Source organism: Spirosoma luteolum, assembly GCF_054778875.1.
This window is the reverse complement of record NZ_BAAGZE010000023.1, coordinates 275,789-292,994: the sequence shown is the minus strand read 5'-3', so window position 1 is coordinate 292,994 and position 17,206 is coordinate 275,789. Positions and strand designations below refer to the sequence as shown.

Below are 17,206 nucleotides of genomic sequence, written 5' to 3'. Positions count from 1 at the left end.
GCCTTTTTTATAATGATTTCGCCTGACTTTTGGGTTTTTGGGCTAATTTCGCCCCGCTACCCCAGTCGGAGTCTAATCCTTTACTACTGAATACTCTACCCTGATTTTCTATATGGCAAACACTGCTGAACTCACCGTCGATGGTAAATCGTACTCGTTTCCGACTCTGGAAGGAACGGAGAACGAAAAAGCCTTCGACATTTCCAGCCTTCGTGATCAAACGGGCTATGTTACTCTGGACCGTGGTTACAAAAACACAGGGGCTACCAAAAGTGGTATTACATTTCTCGACGGTGAAGAAGGTATTCTGCGCTACCGGGGGTATTCAATCGAGGATCTGGCTTCCAAAGCTTCTTTTCTGGAAGTCGCCTACCTGCTGATTTACGGTGAGTTGCCTACGCAGGAGCAGTTCGCGCAGTTTGAAAGCGCTATTCGGCATCATACGCTGGTGAACGAAGACATGCGGAAAATCTTCGACGGTTTTCCGGTGAGTGCCCACCCCATGAGCGTACTCTCGTCGCTGGTGAGCGCCATGAGTGCGTTCTATCCCGAATCGTACGAAGGAACAACCGACAACAGCGATCAGGATATCATCCGGTTGCTGGCCAAACTGCCTACCATTGCGACCTGGTCATACAAACGGGCGCAGGGCCATCCGATCAACTACCCCAAAAACAAGCTGGGCTACATTGAGAACTTCCTCAATATGATGTTCGCGCTGCCGGTCGAAGACTACACGGTTGATCCGGTGGTAGCCGAAGCCCTCAATGTACTGCTCATTCTGCACGCCGACCACGAACAGAACTGCTCGACCTCGACGGTACGACTGGTTGGCTCGTCGCAGGCTAACCTCTATTCGTCGATCTCGGCGGGTATCAGCGCCCTGTGGGGGCCCCTGCACGGCGGTGCCAACCAGGAAGTGATTGAGATGCTCGAAGAAATCAAAGAAAACGGTGGCGATGTGGCCAAGTATGTCGATATGGCGAAAAACGCCAAGACAACGGGTTTCCGTTTGTTTGGCTTTGGACACCGCGTCTACAAAAACTTCGATCCCCGCGCCAAGATCATTAAGAAAGCGGCCGACGATGTGCTGAGCAAACTGGGGGTCAACGATCCCGTACTCGAGATTGCCAAGGGACTCGAAGAAGCTGCCCTCAACGATGAGTACTTCGTATCGCGCAAGCTGTATCCAAACGTCGATTTCTATTCGGGTATTATCTACCGCGCACTCGGCATCCCGACCAACATGTTCACGGTCATGTTTGCCATCGGTCGTCTGCCCGGCTGGATTGCCCAGTGGAAAGAAATGCGCGAAACGAAAGAGCCCATTGGCCGCCCCCGTCAGATCTACACGGGTGCTACTCTCCGCGAGTTCGTACCCATTGCGCAGCGCTAAGCACGCGCTTATTCAACATAACAACGAACCCCGCCCATTCGATGGGTCGGGGTTCGTTGTTATGGATCGATAACGTTGTGTAAATCAGAAAGGCGGGTTACATGCCCATGCTGGCCTGCAGGTCGTTGAATTTTTTGTCCTGCTTGGCTTCGTCCAGCGTCATCACTTTCAGTTTCGGGCGAGCACCAAACAAGCCAAAGCGGGTTTTGTACTGGACCACATACGTCTGGCCATCCTGCGCGTTAATGGTAACGGCTTTGTTGGGGTTCTTCGGCGCCACTGTGTGCGAGCCGGGCGTCAGGGTAGTCGTATAGATCGACTTGTTTTTCAGTTTAGCCATCTCCTGATTATCGACATTGACCTTGTATTTGGCCATGCTGCCGTAGATACAGCCTTTGCGGTAAACGATCAGGTTAGCGGCTTTCGGAGCGGTTTCGGCGTAGGCGGCCATCAGCGTTCCCGCCGACAGGCAAAGTGCCATGAACAGTGATTTCATCGTGTAGGTTGCGTTACGGATGACCCGACTGCCGGGCCATCTCGCCATTACCTACGGCCATACCCCCCCGTTTGGATTGCCTGTTGCTACAACGAATTGATCGAAAGCCCGATCGCCAGCGCCATGAAGAGCGTAATGGTGAGGCCATATATGATGAAAATCAGGGCAAATTTACCCAGGGTACGGGGCCACGACTGCCGGTATACGCGCTTGAGCGACAGCAGAAAATAAATGGCGCCGATCCCTACGGTGATCTTCAGCAGGCGGTCGCCCATTCCTTCGGGCAGGTAATGGCCCAGGTACACGGCAACCAGCAGGGCTACCGACAACAGCAGAAACAGAACGGTGTGAGCGTGAATCGAAAAGATCAGGTGCTCGTAGTAGTAGCGCCGGTACTGTTTGCGCCGTACATAGAACAGCCAGAGCAGAAAAGCCACAAAAGGCATCAGGACAAACATCACACCCGACAGGCTCTTGATAAACAGGTGACCAAACTCATCGGCTATGGCGTTGGTATTGGTAGCCTGCTGAAACTCCGTGATGCGTTCGGCCTTGCGCAGCGCCAGCCGATTGATGTAGTTAGCCGTCAGCTTATGCGCCTGCAGCGTCGAGTCGAGCTGATCGTTCGACATACGGTGAACCTCGTCGAGAAAGTGCTGCCGGCTACGCTCATTCGGAAACGGAATCATGCTGCCATTTTTCCGGTCCGACTGGGCCACAAACACATTGTAATCGATGGGCTGGTTATGGATGGTGGTAATCAGCTGACGCAGCCGGGCGCGGTTGTCGGTTGTGGTGGCCAGTTGCTTGGTCTGCAGCAACGAATCGATGCCACGGTCGGGCAGGGCAGCCAGCTCCTGGTAGAAGAGCCGGCGCTCGGCCGGGTGATTGATTATGTCGACTTCAATGGCGGCCACCTCGTTGAGCTGGTTGCGCAGCAACAGGCTATCCTTACGATCGTCGTCGCTGCCGCCGAGGCTGCTGCGCTCGACATCGTCGCGCAGGGCATGCTGCCGTTCGCCCGGGTCGACCTCTATGATCCGGTGACTGGCGTATTTGCCCACCAGAAAAAAGAAAATTACGCTCACGAACACGTAGAGCCGGGCGGGCGGTACAAACCGGGCTCGCTTGCCTTCCAGAAACTCGGCGGTCATCTGGCCGGGGCGGGTGAAGATCGCTTTGAGGGAGTTCCAGAGCTTGTTGTCGAAATGGGTGATGCTCTCAATAAACTCGTAACCGATGTGTTGCAGGGGGAGTTTGACCTCATGGTTTTCCTGCCCGCAGTTGGGGCAGAAATTGGCAGTGGGGCCAAGCGGGGTATCACAGTTGGGACAGACTGCTAGTTTATGATGGGCGGCCATCGGGGCGTTGCGGTTGGGAGGAAGGTATGGTACCGGTGCAAAAATAAAAAAAGCGGTGGCCAGACAACGCTGACCACCGCTCAGGGCAAAAAGATAATCCGGTATTAATCGTCGATTTCGCCTTCGCCGTCTTCTTCGGTACCACCGATGGGGTCGAGCAGGGCGTTTTCGTCTTCGCTGATTTTAGCCCGGATCTTTCCTTCGATCTCGGCCATCAGTTCCGGATTGTCGAGCAGCAGTTCTTTCACGGCGTCGCGGCCCTGAGCCAGGCGACTGGTGCCGTAGGAGAACCACGAACCCGATTTCTTCACGATTTCCATTTCTACGGCCAGATCAAGCACCTCGCCTACTTTCGAGATACCCTGTCCGTACATGATGTCGAACTCGACCACTTTGAACGGAGCGGCCAGTTTGTTTTTCACCACCTTCACCTTGGTGCGGTTACCGACAACGTTGTCGGCTCCCTCTTTGATCTGCCCGATCCGGCGGATATCGAGCCGGACCGACGCGTAGAATTTCAGGGCGTTACCACCCGTGGTTGTTTCGGGGTTGCCGAACATCACACCGATCTTTTCGCGGAGCTGGTTGATGAAAATGCAGCAGCAGCCCGTTTTGTTGATCGTACCGGTCAGTTTCCGCAGCGCCTGCGACATCAGGCGGGCCTGCAGACCCATTTTGCTTTCGCCCATTTCGCCTTCGATCTCGGCTTTGGGTACGAGAGCCGCTACGGAGTCGATAACGATGATGTCGATGGCGCCCGAGCTGATGAGGTGCTCAGCAATTTCGAGCGCCTGCTCGCCGTTGTCGGGCTGCGAAATGAGAAGATTCTTTGTATCGATACCGAGTTTCTCGGCATACACCCGGTCGAAAGCGTGCTCGGCGTCGATGAAGGCAGCCAGACCGCCGGCTTTCTGAGCCTCGGCGATGCAGTGCATGGTCAGCGTGGTTTTACCCGACGATTCAGGACCGTAGATTTCGACAACCCGGCCGCGTGGCATACCGCCAATACCCAGCGCCAGATCGAGACCCAGTGAGCCAGTGGAGATGACCGGTACGTCGACAACTTTGCTTTCGCTCAGCCGCATCACGGTTCCTTTACCGAAGGCCTTGTCGAGCTTCTCAATGGTGGTTTGAAGGGCTTTCAGTTTACTGTCATTAGCAGATGCTGTGGCTTGCGCCGTATCTGATTTTGCCATGTTGGGATGGTTGTTTTAAACAGATAAAATTACCCAGAAACGGCCGGATTACCAAACCCTTTTTTGAAATAGATCGGGTTATTTCGACGCGCTGGAGACCCCACTGCGCAACGCCTGTATATATCCCGGACGGATGTTTGTAATGGGCTGATTAATAGGGTTTTGCTCTCGTTTTTCGAGGCAATAAAAATCCCGCCCCGGGCTGGTTGGTAGCCTGGGGCGGGATTGGGTTTTTGCTCGTCGAAACGGTGCTGCCGGTGGTCGGTGCAGGCCCGCCGATCAGAGCGTCGAATCGGTCATCATAGGCTGCTGGGCCGGCTGTTGCACGGGCTGCTGCGGCTGGGCCGGAGCCTGCGGCTGATAACCCTGTTGCTGGTAGCCCTGCTGACCCGGATACCCGTAAGCACCCGGCTGTGGACCCACCGCTTCGACGTTGGTGATGTAGTATTTGGTTTCGCCATTCCAGGGCAGACGCAGAATCTTTTCTTCGTAGTGAAGCGTCACGCGCTGACCCGTCTTCACGGCGTCGGTGATCTGCTTGGCTACGTTGTCGTCTTTCACCGAGAAGTCGAAAAACTGGGGCGTAAGCGATCCGGTCTCGCCCGAGAAACCGCCTACGTTCAGCACACCTTCGTAGGTTTTGAACAGATAACCCCGGCGGCTGAATTTCGAGACGGTGCCGGCGCGTTCGCCGTCGCTGAAACTCCAGCCCGTCAACACATACAGTGCGCCGGCTAACACAAACAGAAATAGGAGTAAGTACAATAAGCCTCTCATGGATGGACTGATTTGGTTGCGGTTGAGACGCGTAAATAGACGAATTGTTTCAGATAAGTTCAAGCATAGGAACCCCCGCTACTGGTAAATGTTCAGCGGGAGGAGGGACGTGGGCGCCCGGGCCAGCCGTTACTTGGCCCGAATGGCAATAACGGGGTCGAGCCGCGAGGCTGAGAAAGCCGGTATGATACCCGACAGAATACCGATGACGCTCGATACGCCCAGGCCCAGTATGATGTTGCCCGCCGTGAGCTGCAGATCGAGGCTGCCCAGTTTCAGAAACGAAAGCAGGTACACCAGTACGATGCCGCCCAGCCCCCCCACCAGACTCAGCAGTACGGCTTCGAACAGAAACTGGAACAGGATAAAGTAATTTTTAGCCCCCAGCGATTTTTGAATGCCGATGATGTTGGTGCGCTCTTTCACCGACACAAACATGATGTTGGCGATACCGAATCCGCCGATCAGGATAGAAAATCCACCAATAACCCAGCCCGCCAGTTTGAGTACGCCAAAAATGCTGCTGACAAACTTGACAGCCGCTTCGGGGTGATTGATGGCGAAATTGTCATCCTGCGTAGGGCGCAGGCCCCGGCGGGCCCGCAGCAGGCCCCTGATTTCACTTTCCAGTTCGAGCAGCCCCTCATCGCTTTCGTAGCCTTTTATGGCCACGTCGAAGGTCGGGACGCCTGAGTTGAACATCTTGGAGAAGATGCCGTAGGGAATGATGCACTTGATGTCGGGATTGCCGCCCACGTTGACAATGCTGGCGCCCTTGAGCCGCTGCACCCCAATGACCATAAAGTTGAGGCCGTTGAGCTTGATGGTTTTGCCAACCGGATCGATACCGGGAAACAAGTCCTCGGCCACTTTGGCGCCAATGACGGTAACGGCCCGGGCCACGGTCATCTCCTGCGGGGTGAAATAACGGCCGTTGGCGATGGGTACGTCGGAGATCTTGTTGTAGTCGTAGGTGGTGCCCTGAATGAGCGACGATGTGCTGTTGTTGCCGTATTTGACCGTAACACCCCGTTTGAAGTCGAGAATGGTGAGGGCTTTGGCATTTTCGAGTTGTTCGCCCAAGTACTTAAACTCGCTGTATTTGGTTTCGGGGCGCTGAAAATATTTCCACCACTGGTATTCGGCCCCGAATGTCCAGGGCCATTTGCTGACATACACCACCTTATCGCCCACAAACGACAGGCTGGTTTTGATGTTGCGCTCCAGCGAGTCGACCAGTGTGAATACGGCGATGATGGCGAAAATGCCGACCGTAACGCCCAGCAGCGACAGCAGCGTGCGGAGCAGGTTGGAACGCAGGGCCTGCCATGCAAACCGGAAACTTTCTAAAATCTGACGCAGAAACGGCATGGCTGGGGAGGGGGGGACAGCGGTACGATGTGCTAAACAAAGAAACAAAGAAGTTGGCGACCCGCCAATGGGTTTCGGATTAGCAGCGATTTCGGGCGGATAAAAGGTGGAAACCTCCGGCGGGGCCTGGGAGCCCGTTGGCCGAACGGCTCTGTGTTGTAGCTTAGGGGTTCTGAAAACGTCGACGATTGTCTCTTTCCGCATGAAAACATCTACCCAGTCTGTAGCTTGTCTGCTGCTTGGCCTGCTGGCCGTGGGCGCCTGCAAAACCAAGTCGCCCAGCCGAACCTCCACCGCTGCCATCAGCCAGGGGCAGGGCGTGTATCAGTACCGCGACGAAGACCCGCTGGTGAAGCCGTTCTACTCCAACCGGCAGGGCGTAATCGGGCGCAATGGTATGGTGGCATCGGCACATCCCGAAGCGTCGGCCGTCGGGCTGGCTATTCTGAAAGCAGGCGGTAATGCGGTCGATGCGGCCGTGGCCATCCAGTTTGCGCTGGCCGTGGTTTATCCCGGTGCCGGTAACATTGGCGGGGGCGGCTTCATGGTGTACCGCGATAAGGGCGGCAACAGCTATACGCTCGACTACCGCGAAAAAGCACCCGCTCTGGCCACTCAGAACATGTACCTCGATTCGGCCGGCAACGTGCGGGCCGGCCTGAGCATCAGCGGCCACCTGGCCAGTGGGGTACCGGGCTCGGTCGATGGTATGGCCGAAGCCCACAAACGCTTCGGCAAACTGCCGTGGGCGCAGGTTATTCAGCCCGCGGTCGATCTGGCGGCCCGGGGGTTTGCGCTTACCGAGCGCGACGCCAATGGCCTGAACCGCATCAAAACCGACCTCAATACCATTAACCCCGGCAAGTCCTACTTCCTGAAAAGTACGACCCCGGGCGATACGGCTACCTGGCACCGCAGCGACCGCCTGACGCAGGCCGATCTGGCGCGAACCCTGCAGCGTATTCAGGCGCAGGGCCGGGCGGGCTTCTACGAGGGCGAAACAGCCCGGCTGCTGGCCGACGAGATGAAGCGCGGTAACGGACTCATTACCGAGGCCGATCTTAAAAACTACCACTCGGTCTGGCGTAACCCGCTCAAGGGCACCTACAAAAACTACACGGTGATTACGATGCCGCCTACGTCGAGTGGTGGGGTGGCGCTGCTGCAGCTCATGCGTTTGACCGAGCAGTATCCGCTGCACCGGTGGGGCTGGAACCGCGATTCGACGGTGCAGGTCATGATCGAAGCCGAACGGCGGGTCTATGCCGACCGGGCCAAGTTTCTGGGCGATCCTGACTTTGTAAAGGTCCCCGTCGATCAGCTCATCAGCCCCGAGTACCTGCGCACCCGCTGGACCGATTTCTCGTTTGCCAAAGCCACCGACAGCCGCAACGTGAAGGGTGGCATGATACCGGGTTATGAAAGCCTCGAAACAACCCATTTTTCGGTGGTCGATAAAGAGGGTAACGCGGTCAGCATCACCACCACGCTCAACGGTGGCTATGGCAGCCGGGTGGTGGTCAACGGGGCCGGGTTTTTTCTGAACAACGAAATGGACGACTTCAGCATCAAGCCCGGCGTACCCAACATGTTCGGGCTGATTGGCAACCAAGCCAACGCCATTGCGCCCGGCAAACGGATGCTGTCGTCGATGACGCCGACCATTCTGGAGAAAGACGGCAAGCTGTTTATGGTGGTTGGTACGCCCGGGGGCTCCACCATCATCACGTCGGTATATCAGACTATCCTGAACGTGATCGAGCACGGCATGACTATGCAGCAGGCGGTAAACGCGCTCAAGTTCCACCACCAGTGGCTGCCCGATAAAACCATTTTCGAGCAGGGTGCCTTCACCGATGCCACCACCCAGGCGCTCATCAGCCGGGGCTATGCGCTTGAGAAACTCACCAATACCCTGGGCCGCATGGACTGCGTACTGATTCGGCCCGATGGCGCCTACGAAGGGGCCTCTGACCCCCGCGCCGATAACACAGCAATGGGGTACTAGGAGATTTGAGCAGAAAGAGGAAAGACGGTAGAAGAAAGACTGGTTTGCGTCAGTGTCTTTCTTCTACCGTCTTTCCTCTTTTCTCTAAAAAAAGTTAATCTGCCACGGCAATCGTCACCATGTTGACGACTTCCCGCACGGTACTGCCGAGCTGCAGAACGTGTACGGGCTTGCGGATGCCCATCAGGACGGGCCCGATTTTCTCAATCCGGCCGATCTCCTTAAGCAGGTTATAGGCAATGTTAGACGCCGACAGGTTCGGGAAAATCAGCACGTTGGCGGGCTGGTCGGCGAGCGACGAAAACGAGTAACTCTCGCGGAGCAGTTCCTGATTGAAGGGCAGGTGCGCCTGCATTTCGCCATCGACTACCCAGTCGGGGTGCCGTTCCTGCAGAATAGCCGTGGCCTGCTGCATCTTTTCCGCGTCTTCGCCCGAGGCACTGCCAAACGTCGAGTACGAGAGCAGGGCAAGGCGGGGCTCGATATTCAGCCGCCGAACCTCGTTGGCCGTGGTTTCGGCAATCTCCACCAGTTCGTCGACCGTGGGATTTACGTTGACGGTTGTATCGGCCAGGAACAGCGGGCCGAAGCGCGACATCAGCACGTACATCCCCGACACTTTTTTGATGCCCGGCTTGCGGCCAATCACCTGTAGGGCCGGGCGCAGCGTTTGGGGGTAGTTGCGGGTCAGACCCGAGATCAGCACATCGGCTTCGCCCGTTTCGAGCATCACCGCGCCGAAGTAATTGCGGTCGCGCATCAGCGCCTGGGCTTCGGTCAGGGTAAGGCCCTTGCGTTTGCGTTTTTCGTAGAGCACCTGCGCATACCGCGTCCGGATGTCGGCCTGGTCGTCGGCGCGCTGATCGATAATCCGGACATTGCCCAGGTTGAGCCGAAAATCGCGCAGCATCTCCCGAATCACGTCGGGATTGCCCAGCAGAATTGGTACGGCAATGCGCTGCTCGAGCACATCGGCCACCGCCCGCAGTACCGTTGGATTTTCGCCATCGGTAAATACCACGCGCTTGGGCGTACGCTGGGCCTGAGCCAGCAGCCCCCGCGTGAGGGAGTTGTCCTGCCCCAGCCGGCGCGACAGTTGCATGTCGTAGTCGGTCCAGTCGGCAATGGGGTGTTTGGCCACACCCGACTCCATAGCGGCCCGGGCTACGGCGGGGGCCACGGTCGTCAGCAGGCGGGGGTCGGTGGGCTTGGGCAGAATATAGGTCCGGCCAAAAACGAGACTAATCTGCCCATAGCTGCGGCTAACGCTTTCGGGTACCGCTTTCTTGGCCAGGTCGGCCAGCGCCCGCACGGCGGCCAGCTTCATGGCCTCGTTGATCTCGGTGGCCCGCACGTCGAGTGCCCCCCGAAAAATGTAGGGGAAGCCCAGTACGTTGTTGACCTGGTTGGGGAAATCGGAACGCCCCGTCGCCATAATGATGTCAGGCCGGGCGGCCGTTGCCAGTTCGTAGCTGATTTCGGGCGTGGGGTTGGCCATGGCAAACACAATGGGGTTGTCGGCCATCGACTGCACCATCTCGGCCGTTACGACCCCGCCCACCGACAGGCCCAGAAACACATCGGCTCCGCGCAGGGCATCGGCCAGTGTCCAGGTGGCCGGGCAGCGATCGGTGGTGTATTTGTACTGGTTGGGTGCCAGGTTGGTGCGGTCTTTGGTCAGCAGGCCGTCTTTATCGAACACGATGATGTTGTCGGGCGAGACGCCGAGGCTGACGTACAGATTCATGCACGAAATGGCAGCTGCTCCCGCCCCGTTGACTACCAGCCGGATGTTGCCAATGGTTTTGCCGGCCAGCTCGAGCGCGTTGAGCAGGGCCGCGGCCGATGTGATGGCGGTGCCGTGCTGATCGTCGTGCATCACCGGGATGTTCAGCTCCTGTTTCAGGCGCTGCTCAATGACGAAGCAGTCGGGGGCGGCAATATCTTCGAGGTTGACTCCGCCGAAGGTAGGCTCCAGAATCTTTACCGTTCTGACAAACTCGTCGACGTTGGTCGTGTCGAGTTCGATATCGAACGCATCGATATCGGCGTAGAGTTTAAAGAGCAGGCTTTTGCCCTCCATGACGGGCTTCGAGGCCACTGGGCCGATGTTACCCAGACCCAGCACAGCCGTACCATTGCTGATAACGGCCACCAGGTTGCCTTTGGCAGTGTAGTCGTACGCTTTTTCGGGGGTGTCGGCGATGGCCAGGCAGGGCTCGGCCACACCGGGCGAGTAGGCCAGCGACAGGTCGCGTTGGTTGGCCGTTTCTTTGGTGGGGGTAATTTCAATCTTGCCGGGGCGCCCTTTTGCATGGTAATGCAGCGCGTCTTCCCGGAGCTTCTCCGTTGGATCTGTGGTCATGTTGATGCGTCGACAGCGGTCAGTTACGTAGGAACAGGAGCCGACTGGGTCGGACGACCGCCGGCATTGTGGTTACAAACGTAACGGATTCTGTCAGTCTTTCCCGGCCGGAGGGGTGTCTAAGTTTTCGGCGTCGATGCGTTCCGACTGGCTGACCTGGCTGAAGGCTATGGCCATCTGGCTCCGATCGAGGGCGTGTTCGTGGTTTGATAACCAGATGGTTGCCACGCCGTTGCCAATAAAATTGGTGATGCTGCGGGCTTCCGACATAAACCGGTCGACGCCCAGCAGCAGCGCCAGCCCCTCGAGCGGAATGGCTTTAACGGCTGTAAGCGTACTGGCCAGCACGACAAAGCCACTGCCCGTTACGCCGGCAGCGCCTTTCGAGGTTACCATCAGAATGCCGATGATGGTCAGCATCTGGGTCAGGTCGAGGTGCACGTTGAAGACCTGCGCCAGAAAAATGGTAGCCATCGAGAGGTAGATGGTTGTCCCGTCGAGGTTGAATGAGTAGCCGGCCGGCACCACCAGTCCCACCACCGACCTGGCGCAGCCCATGCGTTCGAGCTTTTCCATGAGCGAAGGGAGCCCCGCTTCCGACGAGGAGGTACCGAGTACGATCAGCAGTTCTTCGCGGATGTAGCGCAGAAAGGCCATGATACTGACCTGACACGAGCGCAGGATAAGCCCCAGTACGCCGAAAATAAAGAGCGCCATGGTGGTATAAACGGTGCCCATCAGCTTGGCCAGGGGCAGCAGCGTGCCCAGCCCGTACTTACCGATGGTAAACGCCATACCGCCGAAGGCACCGATGGGGGCCAGCAGCATAACCTTGTGGAGACCCCAGAAAATGTATGCAGAGGCCTTGTTCATACCGGCAATAAACCGGTCGCGGCCCGGGTAACGGCTCAGTACGACACCTGTCAGGATGGCCAGCACGAGTACCTGCAGCGTCACGTTGTCGAGAAAGAAGTGCCACCAGCTGAATTCCGTGGCGCTTTTGGTGTACTTCGAAATGTCGCCCCCCTTGAGCTGCGACGTTACGACCCCATCGCCGGGCCGGATCAGGTTGGCGACCAGCACACCGATAATCAGTGCTACCGTAGTGACGACCTCGAAGTAAAGCAGGGCTTTGGCTCCCACTTTTCCCACTTTCTTCAGATCGCCCATGCTGACGATGCCGAGCGTAATGGTCAGAAAAATAATCGGGCTGATAAACAGCTTGACCAGACTGATGAAGAAACCGCTGAGCATTTCGCTGAACGTAGTACCGATGGTAAGCTCCTGCCCCATAAACCGGGTTTTCAGCGGGGTGTCCAGCACGGGAAACAGGGCCAGGTCGGGGCGGAAATGACCGAGCAGAATACCCAGCGAAATGGCCGTCAGGACCCAGAAGGTGAGGTTGGTCAGCAGTTTTTTCATGCGCAGGCGTCAGCAGCGTGGGTTAGGGATTGGTGAGGGCCGCTTTGAGACTGGCCAGGGTGGCGCGGCAGGTTTCGTCGATCGTCTGATACAGGTCGGCCTGCTGTTTGGCAGCCTGCTCCACAACGGCGGGGTTGGTTGCCTGACTACCGGCAGCGGCCTGCATCTCGGCCGCCGTGGCGCTCACCGGCCGAATCGGGGTCGACAGGCCATTACCGTCGGCAATCAGATCGGTGATGGTGGCCCGGTAGCGTCCCATCTTGGTTTCGATGGTCATGGCGAACCGGACGGTCTGTTCGCCCAGTGGGTAGATGGCCTTGATGAAGAGGATACCGTGCTCGCGGTCTTCGTGCAGCTCGGGCCGGTTGTCAAGCGAAAAATAAGATGCGGCCCAGCGCTGACTTTGCTGAAGCACCTGCCGGGCGGGGCGGGTTTTGTCGGACAGACGCACCAGATCCTGGAATTGCACCTGCCCCGTTTCGCCAACCGGCAGGTTGACCTGCGCCAGCAACGGCGATGAAATCAACAAGGCTAGCGCGAAAAGAAAGCGTTTCATGGGTAAGTAAAGACAGATCGGAAAACGGGCTCAATATACAGTCGGCCCCAGGGTTTTGCTACCACCAGGCTGCCAATCCCCTTTGTCGACACCGATCAGCGCCGTTATAAGCCTGTACCGTCAGGGCCTGTTCAGACGATCCTGACCAGCACACGAACAATAAAAATGTGCAAAATTTTGGGTTTTCATTGGTACCACCAGTGCGACCATCGTAACTGACTTCTACTGAACGGTCGGCTACAGCACGCAAAAAGAGAAATGAGATAGGGTGTTGAAAATGAGTTGATTGTCTGTATGGGTGGCTGGTGGTTAACATCCGGTCGGGCCCCATACTGAAGACCAATACCCGGAAAAAATAAAAAGTCTACGGATTTTATATTCTTTTCTGGCTTCAACCCGTCCGAAAAAACAAACCGGTATGTTACCTGTTATGGGATGTAGTAATTTTAACTGCCGCTGGCCGGCGTTCACTAAACACTCACTAGTATGAAAACGCTTCTTATCGCTGCAACAATGATTGGTCTGGTATCGGTATCGCAACACACTGTTGCTCAGGCCGTACAGGAAGGCAAAGCGGCAAAAAAAGAAATGAAGGCAGAGAAGAAAGTTGCCAAAGCACAGGAGCATAAAATGGAAGCCCGTACCCACAAGGGTCTCGAGGTTAAAGGTATTTCGGATCCGAAAACCCGGATGGCCAAAGCCGATAAAAAAATGGAAAAAGCGGCCAAAAAAGAAATGAAAAGCGACGCTAAAGAACTCAAAGCAGTTGCCAAGGAACGGACAAAGAAAGCCGATAAAGTAGTTGACTAATTGAGTCGACACCCGATTCTTACCTTCACTACACACTCCAGAACGGAATACATACAAAGAGGCCCAATCCGCACCCGTGCAGATTGGGCCTCTTTGTATAGGGTGTGCCTACCTATCGGTATCTGCGTTTTGGGCTGATGAAGCCGCGCGCAGGTGCCGTTTGGTAAGCGCGAAGTCGATGGTGTGGCTTGTGCGCTTACCCCAGAGCAGAATATCTTCCTGCTTGATGAAATCGGCGAGGCAGGCCCGGATGTCGGCATTTTTCCGGAGAAGCCCATCGACCAGGGGGCGGATCGACCCGGTCGTTTTGTTGAGCTGCGGTATCAGCGGCAATAGCGCGTGCAGAATGGCCTGCGGCAAAAAATAACAGCCAAGCACCGTATCCTGCCGATAGCGGTGGACACTGGGGTGGCGATCCGGCGTTTCGGGCAACCAGACTTTCAGGTGGCTGGTGGTTTCTTCGAGCAGGTACCCTACTTCGACCAGACGCTGGTCGGGCTGGCTGATTTCGAGCAGCACCCACTCACCCGGATGCATACGTTGCCAGATAGCCTGGGGGGGCGGTGTGGGCAGACTGGCTTTACCCGTTTTCTGGCTGATTCTTGCCTGCTCTCTGCAGGCTGCGGAACAATAGCTGGGGGTAGGGTCGAAGGAACGAAAGCGTTTCTGGCAATAGGAACATGAGTACGTACTATAGGCCATATAATTCATGAAAGGGAGATAAGTCGGATTGGGTAAAGATAGTGGCAAAAATGGTTGTGAACCTACCAGTCCTATTGCCGAATGAGTAGAAAAAGGCCATTTAGCTACGTTTTGAATTAATTTTCTGGTTAATTCGGTAGCAAGCAGAGGTGTTTCGTTTTCGGTAATTGCCTATAGGTATATCAGGTAGTGCCGGATGGGCACGTGCGGGTACCTGCTCTACCTTCAGCCACTACCTGCTTTTTTTAGCAACCGGCCGTATGACGGTGGGGGCAGCGAAAAGTCTCGCCATACCAGCGCACCTGTTTCCGGGAGATCGCCCCCGCTGCTGCCGACCCTGGCTAACCGTATCGATCTATTGACGGGCCAACTCGTTAGGTTTACACAACGGACTGCTTTCAGCAGAACCAGACTTACCAACACGTATGAAAAACACACTGCTGCTAACCGTGGCATGGGCAACGGTAGCCATTTGTTTCGCCTTTATGAGCCGCCCCGGTGCCGACGGCTGGACCTCGATTTTCGACGGGAAAACACTGACGGGCTGGCGAGCCGCCGAAAATCCGGCAACCTTCAGCGTGCAGGAGGGGGCCATTGTGGTGGCCGGACCGCGCGCCCACCTGTTCTATGAGGGGCCCGTGGGCAACCACCAGTTCAAAAATTTCGAGTGGAAAGCCGATGTCAAAACGATGCCCGGCTCCAACTCAGGTATGTTTATCCATACCGCCTATCAGGAGAAAGGCTGGCCCGCGCAGGGCTACGAAATTCAGGTCAACCAGAGCCACACCGACTGGCGCAAGACGGGCAGCGTCTATGGTATGCAGGACGTAAAAGCGGTGTATGCTGCCGACGATACGTGGTATAACGAGCACATCATTGTAAAAGGCCGGCAGGTAACGGTGCTGGTCAACGACAAGGTGATCAACCAGTACACCGAGCCCGACAGTGTCAGCCAGTCGGCCGGTACGCGCAAACTCAGCAGCGGCACCATTGCACTGCAGGGCCACGATCCAAAGAGCAAAGTGTACTTCAAAAACATTATGGTACGGCTGCTGCCCGACTAGGGCCGGGCGGCAACCGGCCAGTAACTAATGGGCAAAACCAAACGAGGCCCCCTGCGCGCAGGGGGCCTCGTTTGGTTGGTGGTGGTCGCGACGGGAATCGAACCCATATCAAACGTTTAGGAAACGTCTATTCTATCCGTTGAACTACGCAACCGGCACGAAAAGACCGGCAGGACAGGAGCGCCCACCGGTCGTTTCGCTACGACAAAAATGCCGAAAAAGCATCAACTCCCCAAACCGTCGCCGTACTCGGCCGATTCGTTGAGGGGTACATTGACCCAGTTGGGGTAAATGTAGTAGTGCTTCTCCCTAACCAGCGCATACAGCAGGTCGCGCAGCTCGCCTATGTTTTCGCCCGTTTCGGCCGAGATAAACACCACATGGTCGGCCTGTCGGGTGAGGTAGGTTTTGCGCAGAAAATCGAGGGCCGTTTTCCGGCGTACCGACACCGGCACTTCGGCCAGCTGCACGGGCGCATCGGCGTCGAAATCGGCTTCGTCGATATCGGGCTGCGGCTGCTCGACCCACTCGTCTTTCGGCACAAACTTGTCCATTTTGTTGAAGACCAGAATCACGGGCTTGTCGGCGGCTTTGATATCGGCCAGCGTCGACTGCACCACCTCGATCTGCTCTTCGAACAGGGGGTGCGACACATCGACCACGTGCACCAGAATATCGGCTTCGCGCACCTCGTCGAGCGTCGATTTAAACGCTTCGATCAGGGTGGTGGGCAGCTTCCGGATAAACCCGACCGTATCGGTCAGCAGAAACGGAATGTTGCCCAGCGTGACCTTCCGCACCGTCGAGTCGACGGTGGCGAAAAGTTTGTTTTCGGCAAACACGTCGGTTTTGGCCATCGTCCGCATGAGCGTCGATTTGCCCACGTTGGTGTAGCCTACCAGCGCCACCCGTACCAGCCGGTCGCGTTCTTTCCGGCGGGTCATGCTCTGGCGGTCGATCTTGCTCAGCTTGTCTTTCAGAAACGCGATGCGGTCTTTCACGATCCGGCGGTCGGTCTCGAGTTCTTTTTCCCCCGGTCCGCGCATCCCCGCGCCCCCTTTCTGGCGGCTCAGGTGGGTCCACATACGGGTCAGGCGGGGATACAGATACTGATACTGCGCCAGCTCGACCTGCACGCGCGACTGGGCCGTCTGGGCCCGCATCGAGAAAATATTCAGGATGAGCAGGCTGCGGTCGAGCACCTTGATATCGCGGAATTCGCCTTCGAGGTTACGCACCTGGGCCGGCGTCAGATCATCGTCGAAGATAACCGTATCGACGGGGTTGGTCAGGATAAACTGCTGAATCTCCTCCAGCTTGCCTTTGCCCACAAAGGTGCGGGTATCGGGCCGGTCGAGTTTCTGGGTAAACGATTTAACCGTCTTCACGCCCGACGTTTCGGCCAGGAAAGCCAGTTCGTCCAGATACTCTTTAGTCTGGTCGGCCGTTTGCTTCTGCGTGATAAGGGCGACCAGTACGGCGGTTTCGGGTTGTTTATGGGTGTCGATCAATGGATGGTCTGATTAAAAAAAGGCAGTACGGGCGCTTGCTGTAGGGGTGGGTCGGCCGGTAAACCGGCTGGCAACAAACGGCAGTACGGCCGGAACATGAACGAAACGTGTACACTAAATAACGGCCCGGTTCGGGTAAAAGTTTCGGCCCTGAGCCGGCACCGAACGGTC

At 56.6% G+C, this 17,206-nt stretch carries 14 protein-coding genes and 1 tRNA gene; 4 read left to right on the top strand and 11 right to left on the bottom strand.

Annotation, left to right across the window (positions count from 1 at the left end):
- Nucleotides 1–112 precede the first annotated feature (112 nt).
- Nucleotides 113–1,396, top strand: coding sequence for a citrate synthase (locus ACYVAC_RS21465; RefSeq protein WP_461099870.1), 1,284 nt, complete (start codon nt 113–115; stop codon nt 1,394–1,396).
- A gap of 97 nt (nt 1,397–1,493) precedes the next feature.
- On the opposite strand, the gene ACYVAC_RS21460 is transcribed toward ACYVAC_RS21465, so the two are convergent.
- The 5 genes from ACYVAC_RS21460 to ACYVAC_RS21440 all read right to left on the bottom strand — a co-directional run bounded on the left by ACYVAC_RS21460 (nt 1,494) and on the right by ACYVAC_RS21440 (nt 6,597).
- On the bottom strand, nt 1,494–1,892 hold the full coding sequence (locus ACYVAC_RS21460) for a DUF2846 domain-containing protein (protein ID WP_461099869.1): 399 nt from the start codon (nt 1,890–1,892) through the stop codon (nt 1,494–1,496).
- Between the two features lie 86 nt (nt 1,893–1,978).
- Entirely contained in the window at nt 1,979–3,253 is a 1,275-nt protein-coding gene (locus tag ACYVAC_RS21455) for a DUF3667 domain-containing protein (protein ID WP_461099868.1), read from the bottom strand.
- A gap of 104 nt (nt 3,254–3,357) precedes the next feature.
- Complete coding sequence (gene recA / locus ACYVAC_RS21450) at nt 3,358–4,449, bottom strand: recombinase RecA (RefSeq protein ID WP_461099867.1); 1,092 nt, start codon at nt 4,447–4,449, stop codon at nt 3,358–3,360.
- A gap of 279 nt (nt 4,450–4,728) precedes the next feature.
- Entirely contained in the window at nt 4,729–5,226 is a 498-nt protein-coding gene (locus ACYVAC_RS21445; protein WP_461099866.1) for a hypothetical protein, read from the bottom strand.
- A 129-nt stretch (nt 5,227–5,355) separates the two neighbouring features.
- Complete coding sequence (locus tag ACYVAC_RS21440) at nt 5,356–6,597, bottom strand: ABC transporter permease (protein WP_461099865.1); 1,242 nt, start codon at nt 6,595–6,597, stop codon at nt 5,356–5,358.
- Between the two features lie 202 nt (nt 6,598–6,799).
- Between ACYVAC_RS21440 and ggt the strand changes: the two genes are divergently transcribed.
- Nucleotides 6,800–8,605, top strand: coding sequence for a gamma-glutamyltransferase (gene ggt, locus ACYVAC_RS21435; RefSeq protein ID WP_461099864.1), 1,806 nt, complete (start codon nt 6,800–6,802; stop codon nt 8,603–8,605).
- A 94-nt stretch (nt 8,606–8,699) separates the two neighbouring features.
- On the opposite strand, the gene ACYVAC_RS21430 is transcribed toward ggt, so the two are convergent.
- The 3 genes from ACYVAC_RS21430 to ACYVAC_RS21420 form a co-directional block, all read right to left on the bottom strand.
- Entirely contained in the window at nt 8,700–10,970 is a 2,271-nt protein-coding gene (locus ACYVAC_RS21430) for an NADP-dependent malic enzyme (protein WP_461099863.1), read from the bottom strand.
- A gap of 93 nt (nt 10,971–11,063) precedes the next feature.
- Nucleotides 11,064–12,392: a cation:dicarboxylate symporter family transporter gene (locus ACYVAC_RS21425; protein WP_461099862.1), complete on the bottom strand. Its 1,329-nt coding sequence runs from the start codon at nt 12,390–12,392 to the stop codon at nt 11,064–11,066.
- Between the two features lie 22 nt (nt 12,393–12,414).
- Nucleotides 12,415–12,948 carry a hypothetical protein gene (locus ACYVAC_RS21420; protein WP_461099861.1) on the bottom strand — a complete coding sequence of 178 codons (534 nt, stop codon included), beginning with the start codon at nt 12,946–12,948 and terminating at the stop codon, nt 12,415–12,417.
- 486 nt (nt 12,949–13,434) lie between these two features.
- Between ACYVAC_RS21420 and ACYVAC_RS21415 the strand changes: the two genes are divergently transcribed.
- Nucleotides 13,435–13,758, top strand: a complete 324-nt coding sequence (locus ACYVAC_RS21415) for a hypothetical protein (RefSeq protein ID WP_461099860.1) — start codon at nt 13,435–13,437, stop codon at nt 13,756–13,758.
- Nucleotides 13,759–13,866: 108 nt separating this feature from the next.
- On the opposite strand, the gene ACYVAC_RS21410 is transcribed toward ACYVAC_RS21415, so the two are convergent.
- On the bottom strand, nt 13,867–14,295 hold the full coding sequence (locus ACYVAC_RS21410; protein ID WP_461099859.1) for a hypothetical protein: 429 nt from the start codon (nt 14,293–14,295) through the stop codon (nt 13,867–13,869).
- Between the two features lie 590 nt (nt 14,296–14,885).
- Here ACYVAC_RS21410 and ACYVAC_RS21405 point away from each other — a divergent pair.
- Entirely contained in the window at nt 14,886–15,524 is a 639-nt protein-coding gene (locus tag ACYVAC_RS21405) for a 3-keto-disaccharide hydrolase (RefSeq protein WP_461099858.1), read from the top strand.
- A 79-nt stretch (nt 15,525–15,603) separates the two neighbouring features.
- Here ACYVAC_RS21405 and ACYVAC_RS21400 read toward each other — a convergent pair.
- A tRNA-Arg gene (locus tag ACYVAC_RS21400) sits at nt 15,604–15,678 on the bottom strand.
- 70 nt (nt 15,679–15,748) lie between these two features.
- Nucleotides 15,749–17,035, bottom strand: a complete 1,287-nt coding sequence (gene hflX / locus ACYVAC_RS21395) for a GTPase HflX (protein ID WP_461099857.1) — start codon at nt 17,033–17,035, stop codon at nt 15,749–15,751.
- Nucleotides 17,036–17,206 lie beyond the last annotated feature (171 nt).

What these genes read in the sequence shown, in the direction of transcription:
- recA (WP_461099867.1), bottom strand. Translation starts at nt 4,449, where the DNA reads ATGGCAAAATCAGATACGGCGCAAGCCACAGCATCTGCTAATGACAGT.
- ACYVAC_RS21465 (WP_461099870.1), top strand. Translation starts at nt 113, where the DNA reads ATGGCAAACACTGCTGAACTCACCGTCGATGGTAAATCGTACTCGTTT.
- ACYVAC_RS21445 (WP_461099866.1), bottom strand. Translation starts at nt 5,226, where the DNA reads ATGAGAGGCTTATTGTACTTACTCCTATTTCTGTTTGTGTTAGCCGGC.
- ACYVAC_RS21405 (WP_461099858.1), top strand. Translation starts at nt 14,886, where the DNA reads ATGAAAAACACACTGCTGCTAACCGTGGCATGGGCAACGGTAGCCATT.
- ACYVAC_RS21425 (WP_461099862.1), bottom strand. Translation starts at nt 12,392, where the DNA reads ATGAAAAAACTGCTGACCAACCTCACCTTCTGGGTCCTGACGGCCATT.
- ggt (WP_461099864.1), top strand. Translation starts at nt 6,800, where the DNA reads ATGAAAACATCTACCCAGTCTGTAGCTTGTCTGCTGCTTGGCCTGCTG.
- ACYVAC_RS21420 (WP_461099861.1), bottom strand. Translation starts at nt 12,948, where the DNA reads ATGAAACGCTTTCTTTTCGCGCTAGCCTTGTTGATTTCATCGCCGTTG.
- ACYVAC_RS21415 (WP_461099860.1), top strand. Translation starts at nt 13,435, where the DNA reads ATGAAAACGCTTCTTATCGCTGCAACAATGATTGGTCTGGTATCGGTA.
- ACYVAC_RS21455 (WP_461099868.1), bottom strand. Translation starts at nt 3,253, where the DNA reads ATGGCCGCCCATCATAAACTAGCAGTCTGTCCCAACTGTGATACCCCG.
- ACYVAC_RS21410 (WP_461099859.1), bottom strand. Translation starts at nt 14,295, where the DNA reads ATGCATCCGGGTGAGTGGGTGCTGCTCGAAATCAGCCAGCCCGACCAG.
- ACYVAC_RS21460 (WP_461099869.1), bottom strand. Translation starts at nt 1,892, where the DNA reads ATGAAATCACTGTTCATGGCACTTTGCCTGTCGGCGGGAACGCTGATG.
- ACYVAC_RS21430 (WP_461099863.1), bottom strand. Translation starts at nt 10,970, where the DNA reads ATGACCACAGATCCAACGGAGAAGCTCCGGGAAGACGCGCTGCATTAC.
- ACYVAC_RS21440 (WP_461099865.1), bottom strand. Translation starts at nt 6,597, where the DNA reads ATGCCGTTTCTGCGTCAGATTTTAGAAAGTTTCCGGTTTGCATGGCAG.